The 19,187-nt window shown below is 62.7% G+C and carries 15 protein-coding genes, 1 tRNA gene and 1 pseudogene; 10 read left to right on the forward strand and 7 right to left on the reverse strand.

Going from position 1 to position 19,187, the window contains the following annotated elements:
- Positions 1-55 precede the first annotated feature (55 nt).
- Positions 56-3,160: a benzoylformate decarboxylase gene (gene mdlC, locus L610_RS20785; RefSeq protein WP_210246005.1), complete on the forward strand. Its 3,105-nt coding sequence runs from the start codon at positions 56-58 to the stop codon at positions 3,158-3,160.
- 144 nt (positions 3,161-3,304) lie between these two features.
- Here the strand turns inward: mdlC and L610_RS09720 are convergent, their stop codons facing one another.
- From L610_RS09720 to L610_RS09735, 4 genes are all read right to left on the reverse strand, one after another.
- Positions 3,305-4,600: a TRAP transporter large permease gene (locus L610_RS09720; RefSeq protein WP_024849160.1), complete on the reverse strand. Its 1,296-nt coding sequence runs from the start codon at positions 4,598-4,600 to the stop codon at positions 3,305-3,307.
- Entirely contained in the window at positions 4,597-5,097 is a 501-nt protein-coding gene (locus L610_RS09725) for a TRAP transporter small permease (protein ID WP_024849161.1), read from the reverse strand. Before L610_RS09725 ends, L610_RS09720 begins: the two co-directional genes overlap by 4 nt.
- Positions 5,098-5,190: 93 nt before the next feature.
- Positions 5,191-6,207, reverse strand: coding sequence for a TRAP transporter substrate-binding protein (locus L610_RS09730; protein ID WP_024849162.1), 1,017 nt, complete (start codon positions 6,205-6,207; stop codon positions 5,191-5,193).
- A gap of 49 nt (positions 6,208-6,256) precedes the next feature.
- Positions 6,257-7,273 (reverse strand): TRAP transporter substrate-binding protein, encoded by a 1,017-nt coding sequence (locus tag L610_RS09735; protein WP_034330541.1) that lies wholly within the window; start codon positions 7,271-7,273, stop codon positions 6,257-6,259.
- A 244-nt stretch (positions 7,274-7,517) separates the two neighbouring features.
- Here L610_RS09735 and L610_RS09740 point away from each other — a divergent pair, with 244 nt between their 5' ends.
- From L610_RS09740 to L610_RS09750, 3 genes are read left to right on the forward strand one after another with little or no spacing between them, the layout of a single operon-like run.
- On the forward strand, positions 7,518-8,729 hold the full coding sequence (locus L610_RS09740) for an alpha-hydroxy acid oxidase (RefSeq protein ID WP_024849164.1): 1,212 nt from the start codon (positions 7,518-7,520) through the stop codon (positions 8,727-8,729).
- Positions 8,730-8,745: 16 nt separating this feature from the next.
- Complete coding sequence (locus L610_RS09745) at positions 8,746-10,416, forward strand: thiamine pyrophosphate-requiring protein (protein ID WP_024849165.1); 1,671 nt, start codon at positions 8,746-8,748, stop codon at positions 10,414-10,416.
- A complete protein-coding gene (locus tag L610_RS09750; RefSeq protein WP_144704582.1) occupies positions 10,409-11,791 on the forward strand; it encodes an FAD-binding oxidoreductase in 1,383 nt (460 codons plus the stop codon). Before L610_RS09745 ends, L610_RS09750 begins: the two co-directional genes overlap by 8 nt.
- Positions 11,792-12,172: 381 nt before the next feature.
- Here the strand turns inward: L610_RS09750 and L610_RS09755 are convergent, their stop codons facing one another.
- Both L610_RS09755 and L610_RS09760 read right to left on the reverse strand, forming a co-directional pair.
- Entirely contained in the window at positions 12,173-13,195 is a 1,023-nt protein-coding gene (locus L610_RS09755; protein ID WP_024849167.1) for an LLM class flavin-dependent oxidoreductase, read from the reverse strand.
- 152 nt (positions 13,196-13,347) lie between these two features.
- Positions 13,348-13,989 carry an outer membrane protein gene (locus L610_RS09760; protein ID WP_024849168.1) on the reverse strand — a complete coding sequence of 214 codons (642 nt, stop codon included), beginning with the start codon at positions 13,987-13,989 and terminating at the stop codon, positions 13,348-13,350.
- 343 nt (positions 13,990-14,332) lie between these two features.
- On the opposite strand from L610_RS09760, the gene L610_RS09765 reads away from it, so the two are divergent.
- From L610_RS09765 to L610_RS09775, 3 genes are all read left to right on the forward strand, one after another.
- The gene (locus L610_RS09765) at positions 14,333-15,286 is read left to right on the forward strand and encodes an ABC transporter substrate-binding protein (protein ID WP_024849169.1); all 954 of its coding nucleotides are present in this window, start codon (positions 14,333-14,335) and stop codon (positions 15,284-15,286) included.
- 147 nt (positions 15,287-15,433) lie between these two features.
- On the forward strand, positions 15,434-16,306 hold the full coding sequence (locus tag L610_RS09770; protein ID WP_024849170.1) for an ABC transporter permease: 873 nt from the start codon (positions 15,434-15,436) through the stop codon (positions 16,304-16,306).
- Between the two features lie 2 nt (positions 16,307-16,308).
- On the forward strand, positions 16,309-17,103 hold the full coding sequence (locus L610_RS09775; protein WP_024849171.1) for an ABC transporter ATP-binding protein: 795 nt from the start codon (positions 16,309-16,311) through the stop codon (positions 17,101-17,103).
- A gap of 288 nt (positions 17,104-17,391) precedes the next feature.
- Here L610_RS09775 and L610_RS09780 read toward each other — a convergent pair.
- Positions 17,392-17,468 (reverse strand) — tRNA-Arg (locus L610_RS09780).
- Between the two features lie 297 nt (positions 17,469-17,765).
- Between L610_RS09780 and L610_RS09785 the strand changes: the two genes are divergently transcribed.
- The 3 genes and pseudogenes from L610_RS09785 to L610_RS09795 form a co-directional block, all read left to right on the forward strand.
- Positions 17,766-18,542: a hypothetical protein gene (locus tag L610_RS09785; RefSeq protein ID WP_210246006.1), complete on the forward strand. Its 777-nt coding sequence runs from the start codon at positions 17,766-17,768 to the stop codon at positions 18,540-18,542.
- A gap of 47 nt (positions 18,543-18,589) precedes the next feature.
- Positions 18,590-18,955, forward strand: a complete 366-nt coding sequence (locus L610_RS09790; protein WP_144704589.1) for a hypothetical protein — start codon at positions 18,590-18,592, stop codon at positions 18,953-18,955.
- A gap of 47 nt (positions 18,956-19,002) precedes the next feature.
- A pseudogene (locus L610_RS09795) lies at positions 19,003-19,187 on the forward strand (IS3 family transposase); the annotation flags it as partial.

The following is a 19,187-nucleotide window of genomic DNA, read 5'->3' on the forward strand; positions in this document are numbered from 1 at the left end:
GGGGGTGTCCAACCTGGGGGCAGGCGGATGCTCTCCACGATTTTTGGAGGAAGCAATGAACAAGATGAGCCAGGACTTCCTGGCATCGTCGACGGCTATCCCTGACCGGACGGTCAGGGATGCTGTGTTCGACTTCCTGCGCGCCAAGGGTATGACGACCATCTTCGGCAATCCCGGTTCGACGGAGCTGCCGATGTTCGTCGACCTGCCGAAGGATTTTTCCTACGTCCTCGGCCTGCAGGAGTCGATCGCGCTGGCGATGGCCGATGGCCATGCGCAGGCGTCGCGAAAGCCCGCCTTCGTCAACCTGCATTCCAGCGCGGGCCTCGGCCACGCGATGGGAAATCTCTACACCGCCTTCCGCAACCGCACGCCGCTGATCGTGACGACGGGCCAGCAGACGCGCGACCTGCTGCCGTTCGATCCGTTCCTCGGCAATGACGCGCCGGTGGAGTTCCCGAAGCCGTACGTGAAGTGGGCGATCGAACCGGCCCGGCCGGAGGATGTGCCGGCAGCGATTGCCCGCGCCTATCACATGGCTTTGCAGCCGCCGATGGGGCCTGTGCTTGTGTCGGTACCGCTGAGCGACTGGGACAAGCCCTGTGCGCCGGTGGTGGAACGCGAAGTCGATACGGTTATCGCGCCGAACCCGGCGTGCCTCGACAAGGTTGCCGAGGCGATCAACGACGCGCGCGAACCCGTCATTGTTGTCGGTGCTGGCGTCGACATTGACGGTGGCTGGGATGCGGTGGTTCGGCTTGCCGAAACGCTGCAGGCCAAGGTCTGGGTGAGCCCGCTGTCTTCGCGCTGCAGCTTCCCGGAGCGGCATCCGCTGTTCGCCGGTTTCCTGCCGGCGCACCAGCCCGCACTGTCGCGCTGCTTCGGCAACGCCGACTACGTGCTGGTACTCGGCGCTCCGGTCTTCACCTATCATTTCCCGGGCTCGGGGGATCACCTTCCGGCAGGCGCGAAGCTGTGCCAGATCAGCGACGACCCTAAGCAGGTCGCCGCGGCTGCGGTTGGAACCGCTCTTGTGGCGAACACGCGGCTGGCGGCCGAAGGGCTGCTGGCACGGGTGAAAAGGCGGCCGCAGCGGGCGGAGCCGGCTCGCGTCATCCGGCGGGTGCCGGTGACCAAGCCGATCTCGCAGGCGCTGCTGATGCAGACGCTTGCCGACGTTCGTTCGCCCGACAGCATCATCGTCGAGGAATCGCCCACGGCACGTGACCCGATGCATGATCATCTGCCGATCGAGCGGCCGGCGGGCTTCTTCACCACCGCCAGCGGCGGCCTCGGCTACGGCCTGCCGGCGGCGGTTGGTGTGGCGCTGACTCGGCCAGATCAGCCGGTCATCGCCATCATCGGCGACGGATCGAGCCTCTATGCGATCCAGTCGCTTTGGTCAGCGGTTGACCAAGATGTCGATCTGCTTGTTGTGATCCTCAACAATGGCGGCTATGCCGCGCTCAAAGGAATTGCAGGCAAGACAGGTGCCGGCAGCGTCGACGGTGTTGATATCGGCCATATCGACTTCGTTTCCATTGCTCAGGCGCAGGGCTGTAAGGCGCAGCGCTGCTCGGACGGAACCCAGCTTGAATCGTGCCTTCGCGAGATGCTCGCCCAGAAGGGCTCGCGCTTGCTCGAGGTCATCCTGAAAGAGGAAGAAAAATCCATGAACATCGTTGCGCAGAATGCCGTTTCAGGCACCGGCAAGGACTGGCGTCCGAAGACTCCTGAAAAGCTGTTCATCGCCGGCAAGTGGGCGGACTCCTCGTCCGAACACAAGCTCGACGTCATCTCGCCGGTGACCGAGGAAAAGCTGTTCAGCTATCCGGAAGCCGGTCCGATGGACATCGACCGTGCCGTGTGGGCGGCCCGCGACGCCTTCGACAATGGCCCGTGGCCGCGCATGGCTCCGGCAGAGCGCGCGGTCTACCTGCGCAAGGTCGCCGACATCATCACCCGGCGCCTCGACGAGATCGCCTACGCGTGGACGTATCAGGTCGGTGCGCCGATCATGCTGACCAAGAAGCTGGTCGGTCAGAACGCGATGCTGTTCAACTACTACGCCGACCTGATCGAGACCTACGGCTTCGTGTCCGAGCGTCAGCGTGACGATGGCGGCAAGGTGCGCGTCGTGCGCGAGCCGGTTGGCGTCTGCGCGGCGATCACGCCGTGGAACGCGCCGATGGTGCTTCTGTCCTACAAGATTGCCGCTGGCCTCGCCGCTGGCTGCACGTTCGTCGCAAAGCCGTCGCCGGAAACGCCGCTCGAAGCCTACATCCTGGCCGAGGCGATCGAGGAAGCTGGGCTGCCCGCTGGGGTGTTCAACCTTGTTCCGGCCGGCCGTGAGGGCGGCGACTATCTCGTCCGCCACAAGGGCATCGATAAGGTTGCCTTTACCGGCTCGACCGCAGCGGGCAAGCACATTGCTGCCGTCTGCGCCGAGCGCCTTGCCCGCGTCAGCCTGGAGCTAGGCGGCAAGTCGGCTGCTGTTCTTCTCGATGATGCCGACTTCACCAAGGCGCTGCCGAGCCTGATAGTTTACACCATGCCGATCACGGGCCAGGTCTGCTTCTCGCTGACCCGAATTCTGGTGCCGGAAAGCCGTAAGCAGGAATTCGTCGACCTCTATGTCGGCGCGGTGAAGAACATCAAGGTTGGTGATCCGTTCGACCCGTCGACGCAGATGGGCCCGCTCACGATGGGCCGCCAGCGCGCCCGCGTCGAAGGCTACATCGCCGCCGGCCGTGCGGAAGGTGCGAAGATCGCCTGCGGCGGCGGACGTCCCGCCGGCTTCGATAAGGGCTACTACGTCGAGCCGACCGTTTTCGTTGACGTCGACGCACACATGAAGATCGCCCAGGATGAGATCTTCGGCCCCGTCGTCTCGATCATCAGCTACTCGGACGAGGAAGACGCGGTCCGCAAGGCCAACAACTCCGACTACGGCCTCAACGCCTCGGTTTATGCCGCTGATCCGGAGCGCGGCTACGCGATTGCCCGCCGCATCCGCTCGGGCAACGTCACCGTCAACGGCATGATCGTCGACCCCAAGCAGCCGTTCGGCGGCTTCAAGCAGTCGGGTGTCGGCCGCGAGGGCGGCCCCGAAGGCCTCGACAACTACCTCGAAGTGAAGACCATCCACTTCGCAGGATAAGGCTCAAAGGCCAGAACCAAACAAGGAAAGCCGCCGGAGAAATCCGGCGGCTTTCCTTTTTCCGGCGAGTTTCTTGTCGGCGGGCTGGCAAAGAAAAAGCCCCGAATTTTTCCGGGGCTTTCCGTTTTAACCAGGCTGACCGGATCAGCGCATCGTGGCCGGAAGCCAAAGGACGATCGCCGGGAACAGGATCATCAGCGCCATGCGGATGATGTCTGCGCCGATGAATGGCATCACGCCGCGATAGATCGTCGTCAGCTTCACTTCCTTCGCGATCGAATTGATGACGAAGACGTTGATGCCCACTGGTGGACAGATCATGCCGAGCTGGCAGGACGTCACAAGGATGATGCCGAACCAGATCGGGTCGAAGCCGAGGTGGACGATCACCGGGAAGACGATCGGCACGAACAGGATGATCATCGCCATCTCGTCCATCAGCGCGCCGGCGATGAAGAACATGATGAGGATGAGGATCAGCGTACCGTAGGCCCCGAGATCCATGTCGATCAGGAACATGGTGAGCTTCTGCGGCGCCTGGGTGATTGCCAGGAAGTAGCCGAACAGCACCGCACCGATGAGGACGGTGAAGATCGACACCGACGTGCGCAGCGATTCGACAAGGCTGTCGATGATCTGCTGCGTGTTCAGGCGGCGACGGATGATGCCGATGACCATCGTCAGGAATGCGCCGACCGCGGCAGCCTCCGTCGGGGTGGCGATGCCGAGATAGATCGCGCCGATGATGGCGATGAACAGCACGACAACCGCCCAGATCGGGAGGAGGGAGGCGAACGCTTCGCGCAGGTCGAACTTCTTGCCCGACGGCAGGCCTCTGTGATGAGCGACAAGAACCGCAGCCATGTACATGACGGTGGCAAGGATGCCCGGGATGATACCCGCCACGAACAGGCGGCCGACGTCAGTCTCGGTCAGATAGCCATAGATGACCATCACCACCGACGGCGGGATCAGGATGCCGAGCGTGCCGCCAGCGGCAATGACGCCGGTGGACGTGCCGTCATGGTAGCCGACCTTGCGCATCTCCGGCAGGGCGATGCGGGTCATGGTGGCGGCGGTCGCCACGGAGGAGCCGCAGATCGAGGAGAAGCCGGCGCAGGCTGCGACCGTGGACAACGCAAGGCCGCCACGGAACTGGCCGAGCCAGGCATTTCCGGTACGGAAGAGTTCGCGGGAGATGCCCGAATTGGTGGCAAAGACGCCCATCAGCACGAAGAACGGAACCAGGCTCAGGTTGAAGTCGGTGATCGTGCGAACAGGGGAGGTGGTCAGAAGATTCAGAGCGGGATTGATGCCGCGGATCGCCCCGAAGCCCACAACACCCACGATACCCATGGCGATGCCGATCGGAACGCGTAGTCCCATCAGCACAAACATGCCCACGAAGCCGAGAACGGCGACCCAGTCTGCGTAGCTCATAGGCCAAATCCCTCGCCCTGGTCTTGTTCACCCTCTGACGGGCGACGGAAAATCGAAAATGCAACGGTGAACACGCTGAGCGCGCAACCGACCCAGATCAGCAGCAGGAACGGCCAGACGGGAATGCGCAGGTCGAAGGTCGCCTCGTTGCTCGCAAAGGCGCTTGTCACGCGGTAGTAGAGCATCCACGCCAGGGCGATGGTGAAGCCGAGCAGGACCAGCCAGGCGAAGAAGTCGATGGCGCGCTTGGCCTTTTCGCCGACCATCTCATGAACGAGGTCGACGGCGATATGGCCACCACGGTAGCCGACGGAGGCCAGGCCCCACATGACGCAGGCGCCGATCAACAGGCGCGAGACGTCAAATGAATCCGGTATTGGCCAGGAAAATAGATAGCGACCTGCGGTCGAGGCGACGATCAGCATCATGACCAGCCCGAGCAGGATGGCTGCCACTGTATCGACGGCGCCGCAAAAGCGTTCCACCTTGCGAAGCATGATTGCCTCCAGTTTGGAGTTCTGAGATTCAATGAGGCGGGCGCCAGAGCGCCCGCCTGATGATGTGCACCGCCTGGCCGGTGAGGCGGGCGGTTACTTCACGCGCGAGTCGTGCTTGTCGAGGATCTCTTCGAGACGAGCCCAGGCGGCATCGGCATCGACACCGGCCTTGGTGGCCTCTGCCTTCCACTCGCCGCTCAGCGGTGCGGCGGCCTCGATCCAGAGGTTGAGCTCCTCCTGGGTCGGCGCGTAGAGGGTATGACCCTCGTCGATCATGCGCTGGCGACCGGCAGCCTCAGCGTCGACCCACTTCTCGGCCATCTTCTCAGCCCACTCCGAGGTGCAGTGGTCGTCGATGACTTTGCGGTTCTCCGGCGACATGCCGTCCACCACCGACTTGTTGAAGACGAAGGCAAACACCGTCACGTAAAGCGGGATGTCGAGGTGGTGCTTGACGAGGTCCTGCGCGCCAAAGGTGTAGATCGAGTTCCACGGCGACGCCGTCATCTCGGCAGCACCACGGGCGATCAGTTCACGCATTTCCGCGGCACCGGCGAAGACCGAAGCCGCGCCGAGCGAGTTGAGCATGCGTGCCATGGTACCGTGCGCCGGGCGGATGTTCTTGCCCTTCAGGTCGGCCGGCACCTTGATCGGGCCGTTGACACCGTGGATCGTGCCCGGGTCGTGGAGATGCGTCATGCAGAAGTAGACGTCGTTCATCTCCTTGCCGGCGTACTCGCGGTACCACTCGTCATAAGCGCGCGAACCCGCCTTGCCATTGTTGATGGTGAAGGGGATTTCGCCCGCCGAAATGATCGGGAAGCGGCCCGGCTGGTAGCCCGGGTTGATGAAGGCGATGTCGACGACGCCGTCGCGCGCCATGTCGTAGTGGTCGGCTGCGGCGCCAAGCTGCTGGGCCGGGAAGATATTGATCTCGATGCGGCCGTTGGAGGCCTGCTTGATCGACTCAGCCCAGGGCTCCATGCCACCTGGCTGGAGCGGGTGCTGTGCACCCACCCAATGCGACAGCGAAAGCTCGACTTCCGCTGCCTGAGCGGTGGCCGCAATGGCGGCGATGCCCACCGATGCCAGCAATGTCTTGAAGTTCATATGTTCTCCTCCTCGAACAATATGGTTGTCGGGCCCGGATCTCCCCCGATCACTGAGCCAGCGAATCGTACTTCTTCAGCGTCTCGACGAGGCTGTTCCAGATGGCGTCGGCGTCGAGGCCCTTGGCGCTGACGGTTGCATGCCACTCGTCCTTGAGCGGAGCGGCAGCGTCCTTCCAAAGCTGAACCTGCTCTGGCGTCGGGACGTGAAGCGTGTGCGCCGAGTCGGCTGCGATCTTGTCACGGCCGGCTGCTTCCGCGTCGGTCCAGCCGCTGGCAATGCGTTCTGCCCATTCCGGCGTGCAGTGATCGTCGATGACCTTGCGATCTTCCGGCGACAGGCCCTCGACCTTGGCCTTGTTGAAAATGAAGGCGTTGATCGAGAAGTAGAACGGCATGTCGAGATGGTGGAAGACGACGTCGTTCGCGCCGAAGGTGTAGAGCGAGTTCCAGGGCGACTGCGTCATGTCGGCGGTGCCGCGGGCGAGAACTTCGCGCATTTCGCCGGCCGGGACCTGCACCGATGCGCCGCCGAGCAGGGAAACGAAGCGAGCTTCGGTAGCGTTGGCCGGGCGGACGTTCTTGCCCTTGATGTCCGCGGGGACGATCACCGGCTCCTTCGAGTGGATGGTGCCCGGATCATGCGAGATCGCCATGCAGAAATAGGTGTCACCCATTTCCTGCTCGGCATACTGATCGTACCACTCGGTCAGAGCACGGATGCCGCCGCGGGCATTGGCGAACAGGAACGGAATTTCAGCTGCGGCCATGACCGGGAAGCGGCCCGGCTGGTAACCCGGGTTGATGAAGCCGATGTCGACGATGCCGTCGCGGGCCATGTCATAATGGTCGCCTGCGGCGCCGAGCTGCGATGCCGGGAAGATGCTGATCTCAATGCGGCCGTTGGACGCCTGCTTGATCGATTCGGCCCACGGCTCCATGCCGGTCACCTGCAGCGGGTGGGTACCCGGTACCCAGTGCGAAAGCGTCAGCTCTACCTCTGCAGCCGACGACGGCAGGACGAAGGCCGCAGAAAGTGCCAGCGCCGCCAATGTGCGTGTATACATGAATGCCTCCCAATACGGTCGAACGCGCAAGTGACCTCAACCCCCGCGCCCGTTTCCTCACGTATACAGTAACATCATAAATGTCGGTCCGAAACAAGCTGGGGCAGGCGCTAAACGCGCCCGGAATCCCAAGATTGGGAAACGGAGTATGTGAGCGACCGCAGATATATAAGGCGCCCGTAGACGCTCGGGTGTATACAGCCTATAGATGTGGCGCTTAGCACGGTGCGGGGAGGAGGCACTTTTGGCTGACAAACAATCCAGGCATGCAACGAGGAGCCTGCGCTATCCGACGGTCGCTGATCTCGAACGGCTGGCGCGGCGGCGCATTCCATATTTCACGTTCGATTTCCTGAAGGGCGGCACCGGTGAGGAACTCTCGTGTGCCCGCAACTATCGCGCAATGCAGGAGATCGAGATCGTCCCGCGTTATGGGCACGCATTGGCGGAGCCCAGTACCTCCACAACTCTTTTTGGCCGGACCTACGCCTCGCCGATCGTCATTGCGCCGGTAGGTATGGACGGCGCGATGTGGCCGGGCGCTCCGCGGTTCCTGGCCGAGACGGCGCGAGAGAGCAACATTGCCTATATGCCCTCGACGATGTCCACCATGCCCATCGAGGACGTCGCGAGGATTGCGCCGCAGAACACCTGGTTCCAGCTATACGGCTTCCCCGCCGACGATCATGCGGTGACGTTCGATCTTATCCGCCGAGCAGACGAAGCGGGGGCACAGGCACTGGCCGTCACGCTCGACATTCCGGCTCCCGCACGGCGCGTGCGCGACATGCGCAATGGCATGCTGCCAAGGATGCGGCTGACGCCGGAAAAGATCCTCGCGATGCTGACGCGTCCAGCCTGGCTGGCGGCCCTGTCGCGCGAAGGCGCTCCCGCACTGGTAAACCTTCGCCCTTATTGTGCACCGGGAGCAGACCGGAAGGAACTCGAAGCTTTCATGCGCACCAGGCGAGCCGGCGGCGGCATCACCTGGGAGTTGATGAAGCGAATCCGCGAAAAGTGGAAAAAGCCGCTTCTGGTCAAGGGAGTCATGCATCCAGGCGACGCCGTAATCGCTCGCGAGATCGGCGTTGACGGTGTGGTGGTCTCGAATCATGGCGGCCGGCAGTTTGATCCGTCCCCCGCGAGCATTGACGTTCTTCCGGCGATCCGCGCTGCGGTCGGGCCGGAGATGACGATCCTGATGGACAGCGGGATCATGTCGGGCGCCGACGTGCTTAAGGCGCTCGCATGCGGAGCGGACGGGGTGCTCGTCGGGCGAGCGTTCATGTTTGGCCTGGGAGCGCTGGGAGGAGAAGGCGCCCGTCACGTTGCCACTCTCCTGAACGAGGAATTGCGGGTCGCGCTGGTTCAATCCGGCGCGTGCACGATCGATGGGGCGCGGCAGCTGTCCGTGCGCCATCGCGGCGCATGGGCGCCGGAAGATTTCAGGGGATGAGAGGGAGGAAGCATCCATGAAGGTAGCGGATGCAATTGCGGAGATCATGAAGCGTGAGGGGATCGAGATCCTCTGCGCCTATCCGGTCAATCATGTGATCGAACATGCGGCCATGGCCGACATCCGGCCGATCATCGTCCGACAGGAGCGGACCGGCATTCACATGGCAGATGCCATTTCGCGTCTCTCGTCCGGAAAGAAGATCGGCGCGTTTGCAATGCAGCTCGGGCCGGGTACCGAAAATTCCTACGGCGCGATCGCCCAGGCCTATTCGGAATCGGTGCCGATCCTCGTGCTGCCGGGCGGCTACCCCCGCAAGCTGGCGCATATTGCGCCGAACTACAATTCGACAGTCTCGATGCGTTCGATCACCAAGATGGTCGAGCCGCTGAATGTCCCCGCCGACATTCCCAACGTCTTCCGGCGCGCATTCTCGCAGCTGCGCAATGGGCGGGGCGGCCCGGTGGTCATCGAAATACCGAATGACATCTGGGACGAAGAGGTACCGGAGCCGCTGGACTATCGGCCGGTGGTGACCACGCGTACCGCGCCGGATCCGGCAGCCGTGCGCGCGGCCGTCGATCTGCTGCTGTCCGCCAAGCGCCCGGTTCTCTATGCAGGTCAGGGCATTCATTATGCGCAGGCGTGGCCGCAGCTGAAGCAGCTGGCAGAGTGGCTCGCGATCCCGGTTTGCACCAGCCTCGAAGGCAAGAGCGCGTTCCGTGAGAACCATGCACTGGCGCTTGGCTCTGGCGGGGCGGCGATCCCCTATACGGTGCGTCATTTCCTCGACGAATCGGATGTCATCTTCGGCATCGGCTGCTCGTTCACGCAGACGGCCTTTGGCGTCGGCATGCCGGTCGGCAAGCGCGTCATCCACTCGACCCTCGACTTCGCGCACATCAACAAGGACTACGAGTGCGAGGTGGCGATGGTGGGCGATGCAGGGCTCACCCTCGACGCAGTGCTGGCGGAGCTCGAGCGCCGGGGCGAGCCGCGACGTTCGTGGACTGCGGTCGCCGAGGAAATTGCCTCCGTGCGCGAGGCGTGGCTTGCCGAATGGATGCCCAAGCTGACCTCAAACGACAAGCCGCTTTCCCCTTACCGGGTACTCTGGGACCTGCAGAAGACGGTCGACGTCGCCAATACGATCATCACCCACGATGCCGGTAGCCCGCGCGACCAGCTGTCGCCGTTCTGGGTGTCGACGGAGCCGCTGAGCTATATCGGCTGGGGCAAGAGCACCCAGCTCGGCTATGGCCTGGGGCTGGCGATGGGAGCGAAGCTGGCCTGCCCGGACAAGCTCTGCATCAATGTCTGGGGTGACGCGGCCATCGGCTTCACAGGCATGGATTTCGAGACCGCCGTGCGCGAGAGGATCCCGATCCTTTCGATCCTTCTCAACAACTTCTCCATGGCGATGGAATTGCCGATCATGGGCGTGTCGACGGAGAAGTACCGCGCGACCGACATTTCCGGCGATTACGCCGCGATGGCCCGCGCTTTCGGCGGCTATGGGGAGCGGATTACCGATCCGTCCGAGATCGTCCCCGCGATCAAACGTGGTATAGAGCAGACGAAGCAGGGCGTTCCCGCGCTGCTGGAGTTCATAACATGCAAGGAGCTCGCTTCGTCTCGTCATCCCACCAGGACGACGGGGGCGGGCAAGAAGGGCCATTATGTCTGAAGCAGCACGCCGCGCGATCGAGGCGTTGAAACCCATTCTCGGTGATAGGCTCGTCACATCAGAGGCCGTGCGCGAGCATCACAGCCGCGACATGTCGAGCAACGTGCCCCACATGCCGGACGCCGTCGCATTCCCGAAGACGGAAGCGGAAGTGCAGGCCATTGTGCGCGTCTGCGCCGAGCATCGCGTGCCGATCGTGCCTTACGGCGCCGGGTCGTCGATGGAGGGCCACACCATCCCGGTGCACGGTGGCATCTCGGTCAGCACGCGCGAGATGAACAACATCGTCGAGATCGTAGCGGAGGATGCGCTGGCGGTGGTGCAGCCGGGCGTAACCCGCAAGCAGCTCAACACCGAGCTGCGGGCGCTGGGCCTGACCTTCCCAGTCGACCCGGGTGCCGATGCATCGCTGGGCGGCATGGCTTCCACCCGCGCGAGCGGCACGGCAGCGGTGCGCTACGGCACCATGCGCGAGAACGTGCTGGCGCTGCGCGTCGTGACCGCCGACGGCGAGGTGCTCAAGACCGGCTCGCGCGCCAAAAAATCGTCGACCGGCTATGACCTCACGCGCCTGTTCGTCGGCTCGGAAGGAACGCTCGGCATCATCACGGAGCTCACCGTGCGGCTGCACCCGGTGCCGGAGCAGGTGGCGGCTGCGGTATGTGCTTTCGACACGGTCGAAGGCGCGATCGCGACGGTTCAGGAGACAGTGCAGTACGGCATTCCGATCGGCCGCGTCGAATTCCTCGACGAGTACTCGATCGAGAGCACGAACATGTATTCCGGCATGAACCTCAAGGTCGCGCCGACGCTGTTCTTCGAATTCGAGGGAACGCCGGCGTGGGTCGAGGAGCAGTCGCAGATCGTGGCGGAGATTGCCGCGAACAATGGCGGCTCTGGCTTCCAGTGGTCGACCGATGCAGACGAGCGCGCGCGGCTCTGGCAGGCGCGGCATAACCACTACTGGGCGGTGAAGTCGCGCCGCGCAGGCTGCGAGATCTATACCAGCGACATCTGCGTGCCGATCTCGAAGCTGGCGGAAAACATCGTCGCGGGGCTGGCGGATATCGAAGCGTCGTTTCTCGAGGGGCAGATCATCGCCCATGCCGGCGATGGCAACTTCCACGCCGGCTATCTGGTCGATCCGAACAACGAGGTTGAGCTTGCCGAGGCCGCACGACTGGCGGATCGCTCGGCCGAGCGTGCGCTGGCGAGCGGCGGCACGGTGAGCGGCGAGCACGGCATTGGCATTGGCAAGCTGAAGTTCATGCGCCGCGAGCACGGCGATGCGGCCGTGGAGTCGATGAAGCGAATCAAGGCGGCACTCGACCCGCTCGGCATCATGAACCCGGGCAAGATGGGCCAGGCGGGGTAGGGCCTCGCCTTTACGGCAGGTTGGTCACCGCTGGCTCGTTGGAAATGTTCCGGCCTGGATGCCCCGGTCCAGCCGGGGCATGACGAGGGGGAGGTGTGATTCCTGCTACGTCGCCGTCGGCGCTTCCCCGCACCGTTTGTCACGATCACTCGAAAAGCCAGTTGGAATGCGCCAACCGTGAAGGGTTGGATTCTGGCCTTTCTCCATTCGTCATCCGCGGGCCTGACCCGCGGATCCATGCCTGAACGCCGCTGACCGCGCCGGCGGTGATGGCCAACAGCAACCTGTCGAGGCGCGTCGTGCGTCACGCCAAAGCCTGACCCGCCGTCGCAACCAGATGGCCAGACGGCTGCGTCAGGCAGAAGGCTTAACAGCCGCCGTTTACCTCCAGCCCAGCGCCGGGGCCACGTATTTCAGGATCGACTCGATCACGTGGGCGTTGTAGTCGACGCCGAGCTGGTTCGGGACCGTCAGCAACAGCGTATCCGCCTCGGCGATTGCCTCGTCCCCGGCAAGCTCCTTGATCAGCACGTCCGGCTCCGCCGCGTAGGAGCGGCCGAAGATCGCACGTGTGTTCTCCTCGATATAACCGACGGTGTCGCTCTCCTTGTTCCCGTAGCCAAAGTAGGCGCGGTCGAGGTCGTTGACGATCGCGAAAATGGAGCGGCTCACCGACACGCGCGGCTCGCGCGTATGGCCGGCTTCCTTCCACGCCTCGCGATAGGCGCGGATCTGCTCCGCCTGCTGAACGTGGAAAGGCTTGCCGCTCTCATCGAACTTCAGGGTCGAGCTCTGCAGGTTCATGCCAAGCTTTGCTGCCCAGATCGCGGTGCCGTTGGTAGCCGAGCCCCACCAGATACGGTCACGCAGTCCTTCGGCATGCGGCTCGAGGCGCAGCAGGCCCGGAGGGTTGGGGAACATCGGTCGCGGGTTGGGCTGCGCGAAGCCATGGCCGCGGATGACGTCGAAAAACACTTCTGCGTGGCGGCGCGCCATGTCGGCGTCGGTCTCGCCTTCTGCCGGTTGGTAGCCGAAGTAGCGCCAGCCATCGATGACCTGCTCGGGCGAGCCGCGACTGATGCCGAGCTGGAGACGTCCGCCGGAGATCAGGTCCGCCGCACCGGCATCCTCCGCCATGTAAAGCGGGTTCTCGTAGCGCATGTCGATGACGGCGGTGCCGATTTCGATGCGCTTCGTCCTTGCGCCAACCGCGGCGAGCAGCGGGAAGGGGGAGGCGAGCTGGCGGGCGAAGTGGTGGACGCGGAAGTAAGCGCCGTCAGCGCCAAGCTCTTCCGCCGCGACCGCAAGGTCGATGGACTGCAGGAGCGCGTCGGAGGCCGAGCGGGTGCCGGATTGGGGTGAGGGCGACCAGTGGCCGAAGGAGAGAAAGCCGATCTTTTTCATGCCCGCCAATGTACGTTGCGGAAGGTCGCCGGCAAAGGCTCCTCTTCGTGCACGCACTGTGCAGCGTTCGAAACCTCACGGAGAGGGCAGCTTCCGCCGGATGCGAAAATGGGGGCCGGAAAACCGGCCCCCAGTTGCCCTGAGTGGAGGCTTCAGAACTTGTAGCTCACGCCGATGCGAACGGCGTGTTCGGTCAGGTCGAAGTCGCCGGCGCCGAGATTGAAGTCGTCGCCGCCGTAGTCGGAGTAACGATATTCGAGACGAGCGGTCCAGTTGTCGGTGAAGGCATGCTCGACGCCTGCGCCAACGGTCCAGCCGGTGAAGGTTTCTTCTTCCTCACCCGGGCCGCCGATTTCGTCGATGTAGCCACGCGTGATGGCAAGACCGCCCGTTGCATAAAGCAGGGTACGGTCCATTGCGTAGCCGATGCGTGCGCGAAGCGAACCGGACCAGTCAGTGCCAACCTCGACCGGCACGCCGGCAAGGATGTAGTCGTTGTCATTCCAGTGGTAGTTGATGTCACCCTCGATACCGAAGACAACATTGCCATGCTGCCAATTGGCGCCGGCATGCGCACCGATCGTGCCGCCGTCGAAGTCTTCATCGACGAGGCCCGGATTCTCGAGCGTCACGCGCGAGTAACCACCCTGAACACCGATATAGACACCGGTCCAGTCATAGACTGTAGGAGCAGGCGGGGTATAGGGCGCCGGTTCCTCGTAGACCACATCAGCCGCCAGTGCGGAAGTGGAGGCAGCTGCGAGTATCGCCGCAGTAAGTGCTAACTTCTTCATTTGGTGTCCTTCTTACCAAAAGAAATTGTAGCCCCTCAGAATCGCAAGGATAGCACTTGTTGCCTCGATGTCTGTGACATTGTTGCAACGAAAACAAGAATATGAAGCGAGATCTAATTTAGCGTTCATTAAGATTTTCAGTGGTCAGGCCCGCTGGCTGCCCACACAACTGAGCGAGGCTCACCCAGGGCAAACCTCGTGACCTGTCGGCTTTTGCGATTTCCACAAGTGGAGCCGCAGTGGCGGCTGCGACCGCCACTGACCAGAATTTGTGCGGACGATCTTTCATTGGCATGCATAATGAAATAGAGGACTGGTCAGCCACTTTTGGAGGGGACTTACTATGAAAGCTCTGTTTCTTGCACTGGCGGCTAGCGCCGCTCTGGTGCTTCCCGCGAAGGCCGAGGAAGTCACCGTCGCCGTGACCGCGATCGTCGAGCACCCGGCGCTCGATGCCGTCCGCGACGGCGTCAAGGACGCGCTGAATGAAGCTGGCTACAAAGAAGGCGAGGGGCTGACCTTCGTCTATCAGTCCGCCCAGGGCAACCCGGCCACCGCCGCGCAGATCGCCCGCCAGTTCATCGGCGATGATCCGAACGTCATCGTGCCGATCTCGACCCCCTCGGCGCAGGCTGTCGTGTCGGCCACCCGCGACATTCCGGTCGTCTTCACTGCCGTTACCGACCCGCTCGGCGCGCAGCTTGTCAAGGACATGGACAAGCCGGGCGGCAACGTCACCGGCCTTTCCGACATGTCGCCGGTTGCATCCCACGTCGACCTGATCAAGGAGATCATGCCGGGGGTGAAGACCATCGGCTATCTCTACAATTCGGGCGAGGCGAACTCGGTGTCGCTGCTCGCGGTCCTCAAGGAAGTCGCTGACGCCGCCGGCATTGCGGTCGTCGAATCCGCCGCCACCAAGACCGCCGAAGTGCAGGGCGCGGCGCGTGCGCTGATCGGTCGTGCGGACGCGATCTACGTTCCGACCGACAACACGATCATCTCGGCGCTCGAGTCGGCTGTTGCCGTCGCCGAAGAGGCCAAGGTGCCGCTGTTCACCGCCGACACCGACTCCGTCGCGCGCGGTTCTATCGCAGCGCTCGGCTTCAACTACTACGACGTCGGCAAGCAGACCGGCGAAGTGGTCGTGCGCATCCTTAAGGGCGAGAACCCGGGCGACATCGCGGTCAAGGTTGCCGAAGGCACCGACCTGGTCGTGAACAAGACGCAGGCCGCCAAGGTTGGCCTGGAACTGCCGGAAAGCGTCCTTTCCCGCGCCACCAAGGTCATCGAGTAATCCGTGCTGCCGGGCGGCTCCGAGCTGCCCGGCTCTCCTGTTCTTGACCGTTCCGCGCATCCGCGCGGGACGGCAGAACGCCAGCCATACGCGCGTGGCTGGGCAGGGTTTGAGTGAGGTGCGCATGCCACGGAAAGGCAGACAATCGTGAGCCAGATTGCGCTTTGGGGCGCCGTTGAACTCGGCCTCGTCTATGCGTTCGTTGCCATCGGCGTCTATCTCGCCTTCCGGGTGCTCGACTTCCCCGACCTGACGGTGGATGGATCCTTCCCCCTGGGCGCGGCGGTGGCCGCCGTTCTGATCATCGCCGGCGTCAATCCTTGGCTGGCAGCGCTTTGCGCGATGGCGGCCGGTGCTGTTGCCGGTCTCGTCACTGCGCTCCTCAATGTGCGCTTCAAGATCCTGCACCTGCTCGCGTCGATCCTGACGATGATCGCGCTGTTTTCGGTCAACCTGCGCGTCATGGGCCGGCCGAACGTCGCGCTGATCAATGCCGATACGATGCTGTCGCCCTTCTACGGCCATGGCCTGCGCGACTTCATGGTCCGCCCGATCTTCATCGCCGTGCTGGTCGCCATCGCGCTGTTCCTCGTTTGGCGCTTCCTTGAAAGCGACTCGGGCCTTGCGATGCGCGCGACCGGCGCCAATCCGAAGATGGCGCGCGCTCAGGGCGTGGACACCTCGCGGCAGATCTATCTCGGGATGGCGATGTCCAACGCGCTCGTCGCTCTGGGTGGCGCGTTGTTTGCCCAGACCAACGGCTTTGCCGACGTTACCTCCGGCGTCGGCACCATCGTCGTCGGCCTTGCCGCTGTCATCATCGGCGAGACGCTTCTTGGCGCGCGTGGCATACTGATCGCGCTGATCGGCTGCGTCATTGGTTCCATTCTCTATCGCATCGCGATCCAGCTCGCGCTTTCCAGCGACGTGCTCGGCCTGCAGGCATCGGACCTCAACCTGGTGACCGCCGTGCTTGTAACCTTTGCGCTCGTTCTGCCGCGCCTTCGCCGCGGAGGTTGATGATGATTTCGCTCAAGGACATCGACGTCGTTTTCGGCAAGGGCACGCCCCTTGAGAAGAAGGCGCTCAACGGCATCAACCTCGAGATCGAGGAAGGCTCGTTCGTCACCGTCATCGGTTCGAACGGTGCCGGCAAGTCGACGCTGCTTGGCGTGCTGGCGGGGGACATCACGCCGACCACCGGCACGGTGACCATCGGGACGACGGACGTGACGCGCAAGCCGACGGTGCGCCGCGCCGAGCTCGTCGCGCGCGTCTTCCAGGACCCGCTCGCCGGCAGCTGCGGCACGCTCACCATCGAGGAAAACCTCGCGCTCGCCGAGCGCCGCGGCAAGCGCCGTGGCCTCACCATGGCGCTGAACGCCAAACGTCGCGAACTTTTTCGCGAGCGCATCGCGGAGCTGAATCTTGGCCTCGAAAACCGGCTTGGCGACCGCATGGATATGCTGTCCGGTGGCCAGCGGCAGGCGGTGTCGCTGGTGATGGCGACGCTGACCGGCTCGCAGATGCTGCTCCTCGACGAGCACACGGCGGCGCTTGATCCCGGTATGGCCGAATTCGTCATGAACCTCACCGACCGCTTCGTTGCCGAGCGCAAGCTGACGACGATGATGGTGACGCACTCGATGCGCCAGGCGCTCGACTTCGGCCACCGCACCATCATGCTCCATGCCGGCGAGATCGTGCTCGACGTCAGCGGCGACGAGCGCAAGGGCCTGCAGATCGAGGACCTGATCCAGATGTTCCGCCAGATCCGCGGCCAGACGCTGGACGACGACGAGCTGCTGATCGGGTGAGGTGGATTGGGCGGCGGCTATGTCCGCCACCGTCCGGCGGAGTGCCTGCGATTCAGACTCGGCGGTAGGCGGGCACCTTCCTTTTCCCTCTTATTACCTTCGGAGTCACTTTACTTCGCGATACTGGTGCACGCTCGAGCGTGCTTGCTGAGGCACGGCAAAGCTCGATGTACGGGTTTTGTACGGGTGCATCTGGAATGCACCGCGAATGTTCGCGCAAGAACCTGCAAGCTAGCCCTAGCCGATTTCAGCCGGCTTCATCTATGCATTGAATTTAATAGGAATTTTTGGCGCACCCGACAGGATTCGAACCTGTGACCTCTGCCTTCGGAGGGCAGCACTCTATCCAGCTGAGCTACGGGTGCATCCGGATATGTTGCCCTCTTAGACGATCAGGCAGATCGCTTCAACGGGGAACGTGAAGAATACGTGGGTTTGTGCGCTCCTTCGTCGGCAGAGGTCACTGGTTCGAAACCTGTCGGGTGCGCGAGTGTGTGTGGGATGAGGCGGAAGGCGTGGCGGGCGTGTGGCCGGGGTGTGCCGGGAAGGGAGCGTCACTTTCAGTAGCTCCTAACACTCCCCGGTGCAGATTCAAAAATCTGCTCTTCACCATCCTGACTCTCGAGTCTAAGGCTGGAATGTTTAGGCTTGGGAGGACAGTGTTGTCGGACGATCAGCGTTTTCCGGAAGAGGTTTGCCAGAAGATCGGGAACTACGTTTATCGACTTATCGATCCACGTAACGGAGAGACGTTTTACGTTGGTAAGGGACGCAACAATCGCGTCTTCGATCATGCGGCCGGGATTCCTAACGCTACCGACGAGGCCGAGCAAATCCTTGGTGCTAAGCTTGATCGAATAAAGGCGATCAAGAACGCAGGTCTCTCGGTGATACATGTCATTCATAGACACGAGATTCCTGACGAAGCTGTCTTCGAGGTCGAGGCAGCACTGATTGACGCTTATCCCGGGCTTACTAATGTGCAAGGTGGACACGCGAGCAGTGCTCGTGGACCTATGAATCATCTTGAGCTCATCGACAAATACGCGCTTCCCGAGTTCCCGGCGCAACCTGAGCACGCGCTCATTCTGATCAACATCAATAAGCTTGATGACCGTTCCGATCGGAAGGCAGTCTACAACTTGGTTCGCTACTGCTGGCGGATCTCCAAGAGTCGCGCCGAGAAAGCTGACTACGTTCTGGCGGTTGTGCGTGGGGTCGTTGTTGGTGCGTTTCGGCCAAGCAAGTGGATGCACGCGACCCCCGAGAATTTCCCTGACATTCCCTACGCAGACGGCTCAGAAAGCAACCGAGTAGGCTTTATCGGAACGGAGGCTTCGCGAGAGATATGGGATCTATACGTGGGCCAACGGGGTAAGCGCGTCACCAATCCGGAGCTGAAGCACAGTCAGAACCCTATTCGCTTCTGGAAGTGTTAGTCTGATTGCCCGGAGAGACTACATGCACGTTTAAGCGGGGAATATCAGTGAAGTATGCATATTTTTTAGCATTTGCCGTGACGTTGGTTGGATGCCAGACGGCAGAGGAAGTGCGCGTCTCATTTGAGCAGGCGAGGCCAGCGCCGTCGGCGGTCAAGGCTCAGATCGTTAGGGATGCTCGAGACTACCTAGTTGATCCATATTCGATCAGGGATGCCGAGATCTCGTTCATGCAGTTCAACAACCGGAGTGGTCTGCACTGGCTGTGCGTCAAAGCAAATGCCAAGAACCGGATGGGCGGCTATGTGGGGCGTCAAGCAATTGAAGTCTGGGTGAAAGACGGCCGCCTAGCAGGAAACGTCCCGAATAGCCTCGCGTGCAACAGCTCTGCCCTTAAGTGGCAGGCATTCTGAACCGCACCGGGTTTGCCGGGGGCTCCAACTCCTGAGTAGGATGGAGCATGACCAGCAAGACGACGAACAAGTTTTCATTTGAGGTCCGCGCCCGAGCGGTGCGGATGGKGCAGGAGCATGGCGGGGAGTATCCGTCCCGCTGGGCGGCCGTGGTGTCGGTGGCTGGCAAGATCGGTTGCTCGGCGCACACCCTCAACGAGTGGCTCAAGAAGGCCGAGGTCGACAGTGGCAA

This window comes from Aminobacter sp. J44 (assembly GCF_007829415.1).
GTDB lineage: Bacteria > Pseudomonadota > Alphaproteobacteria > Rhizobiales > Rhizobiaceae > Aerobium.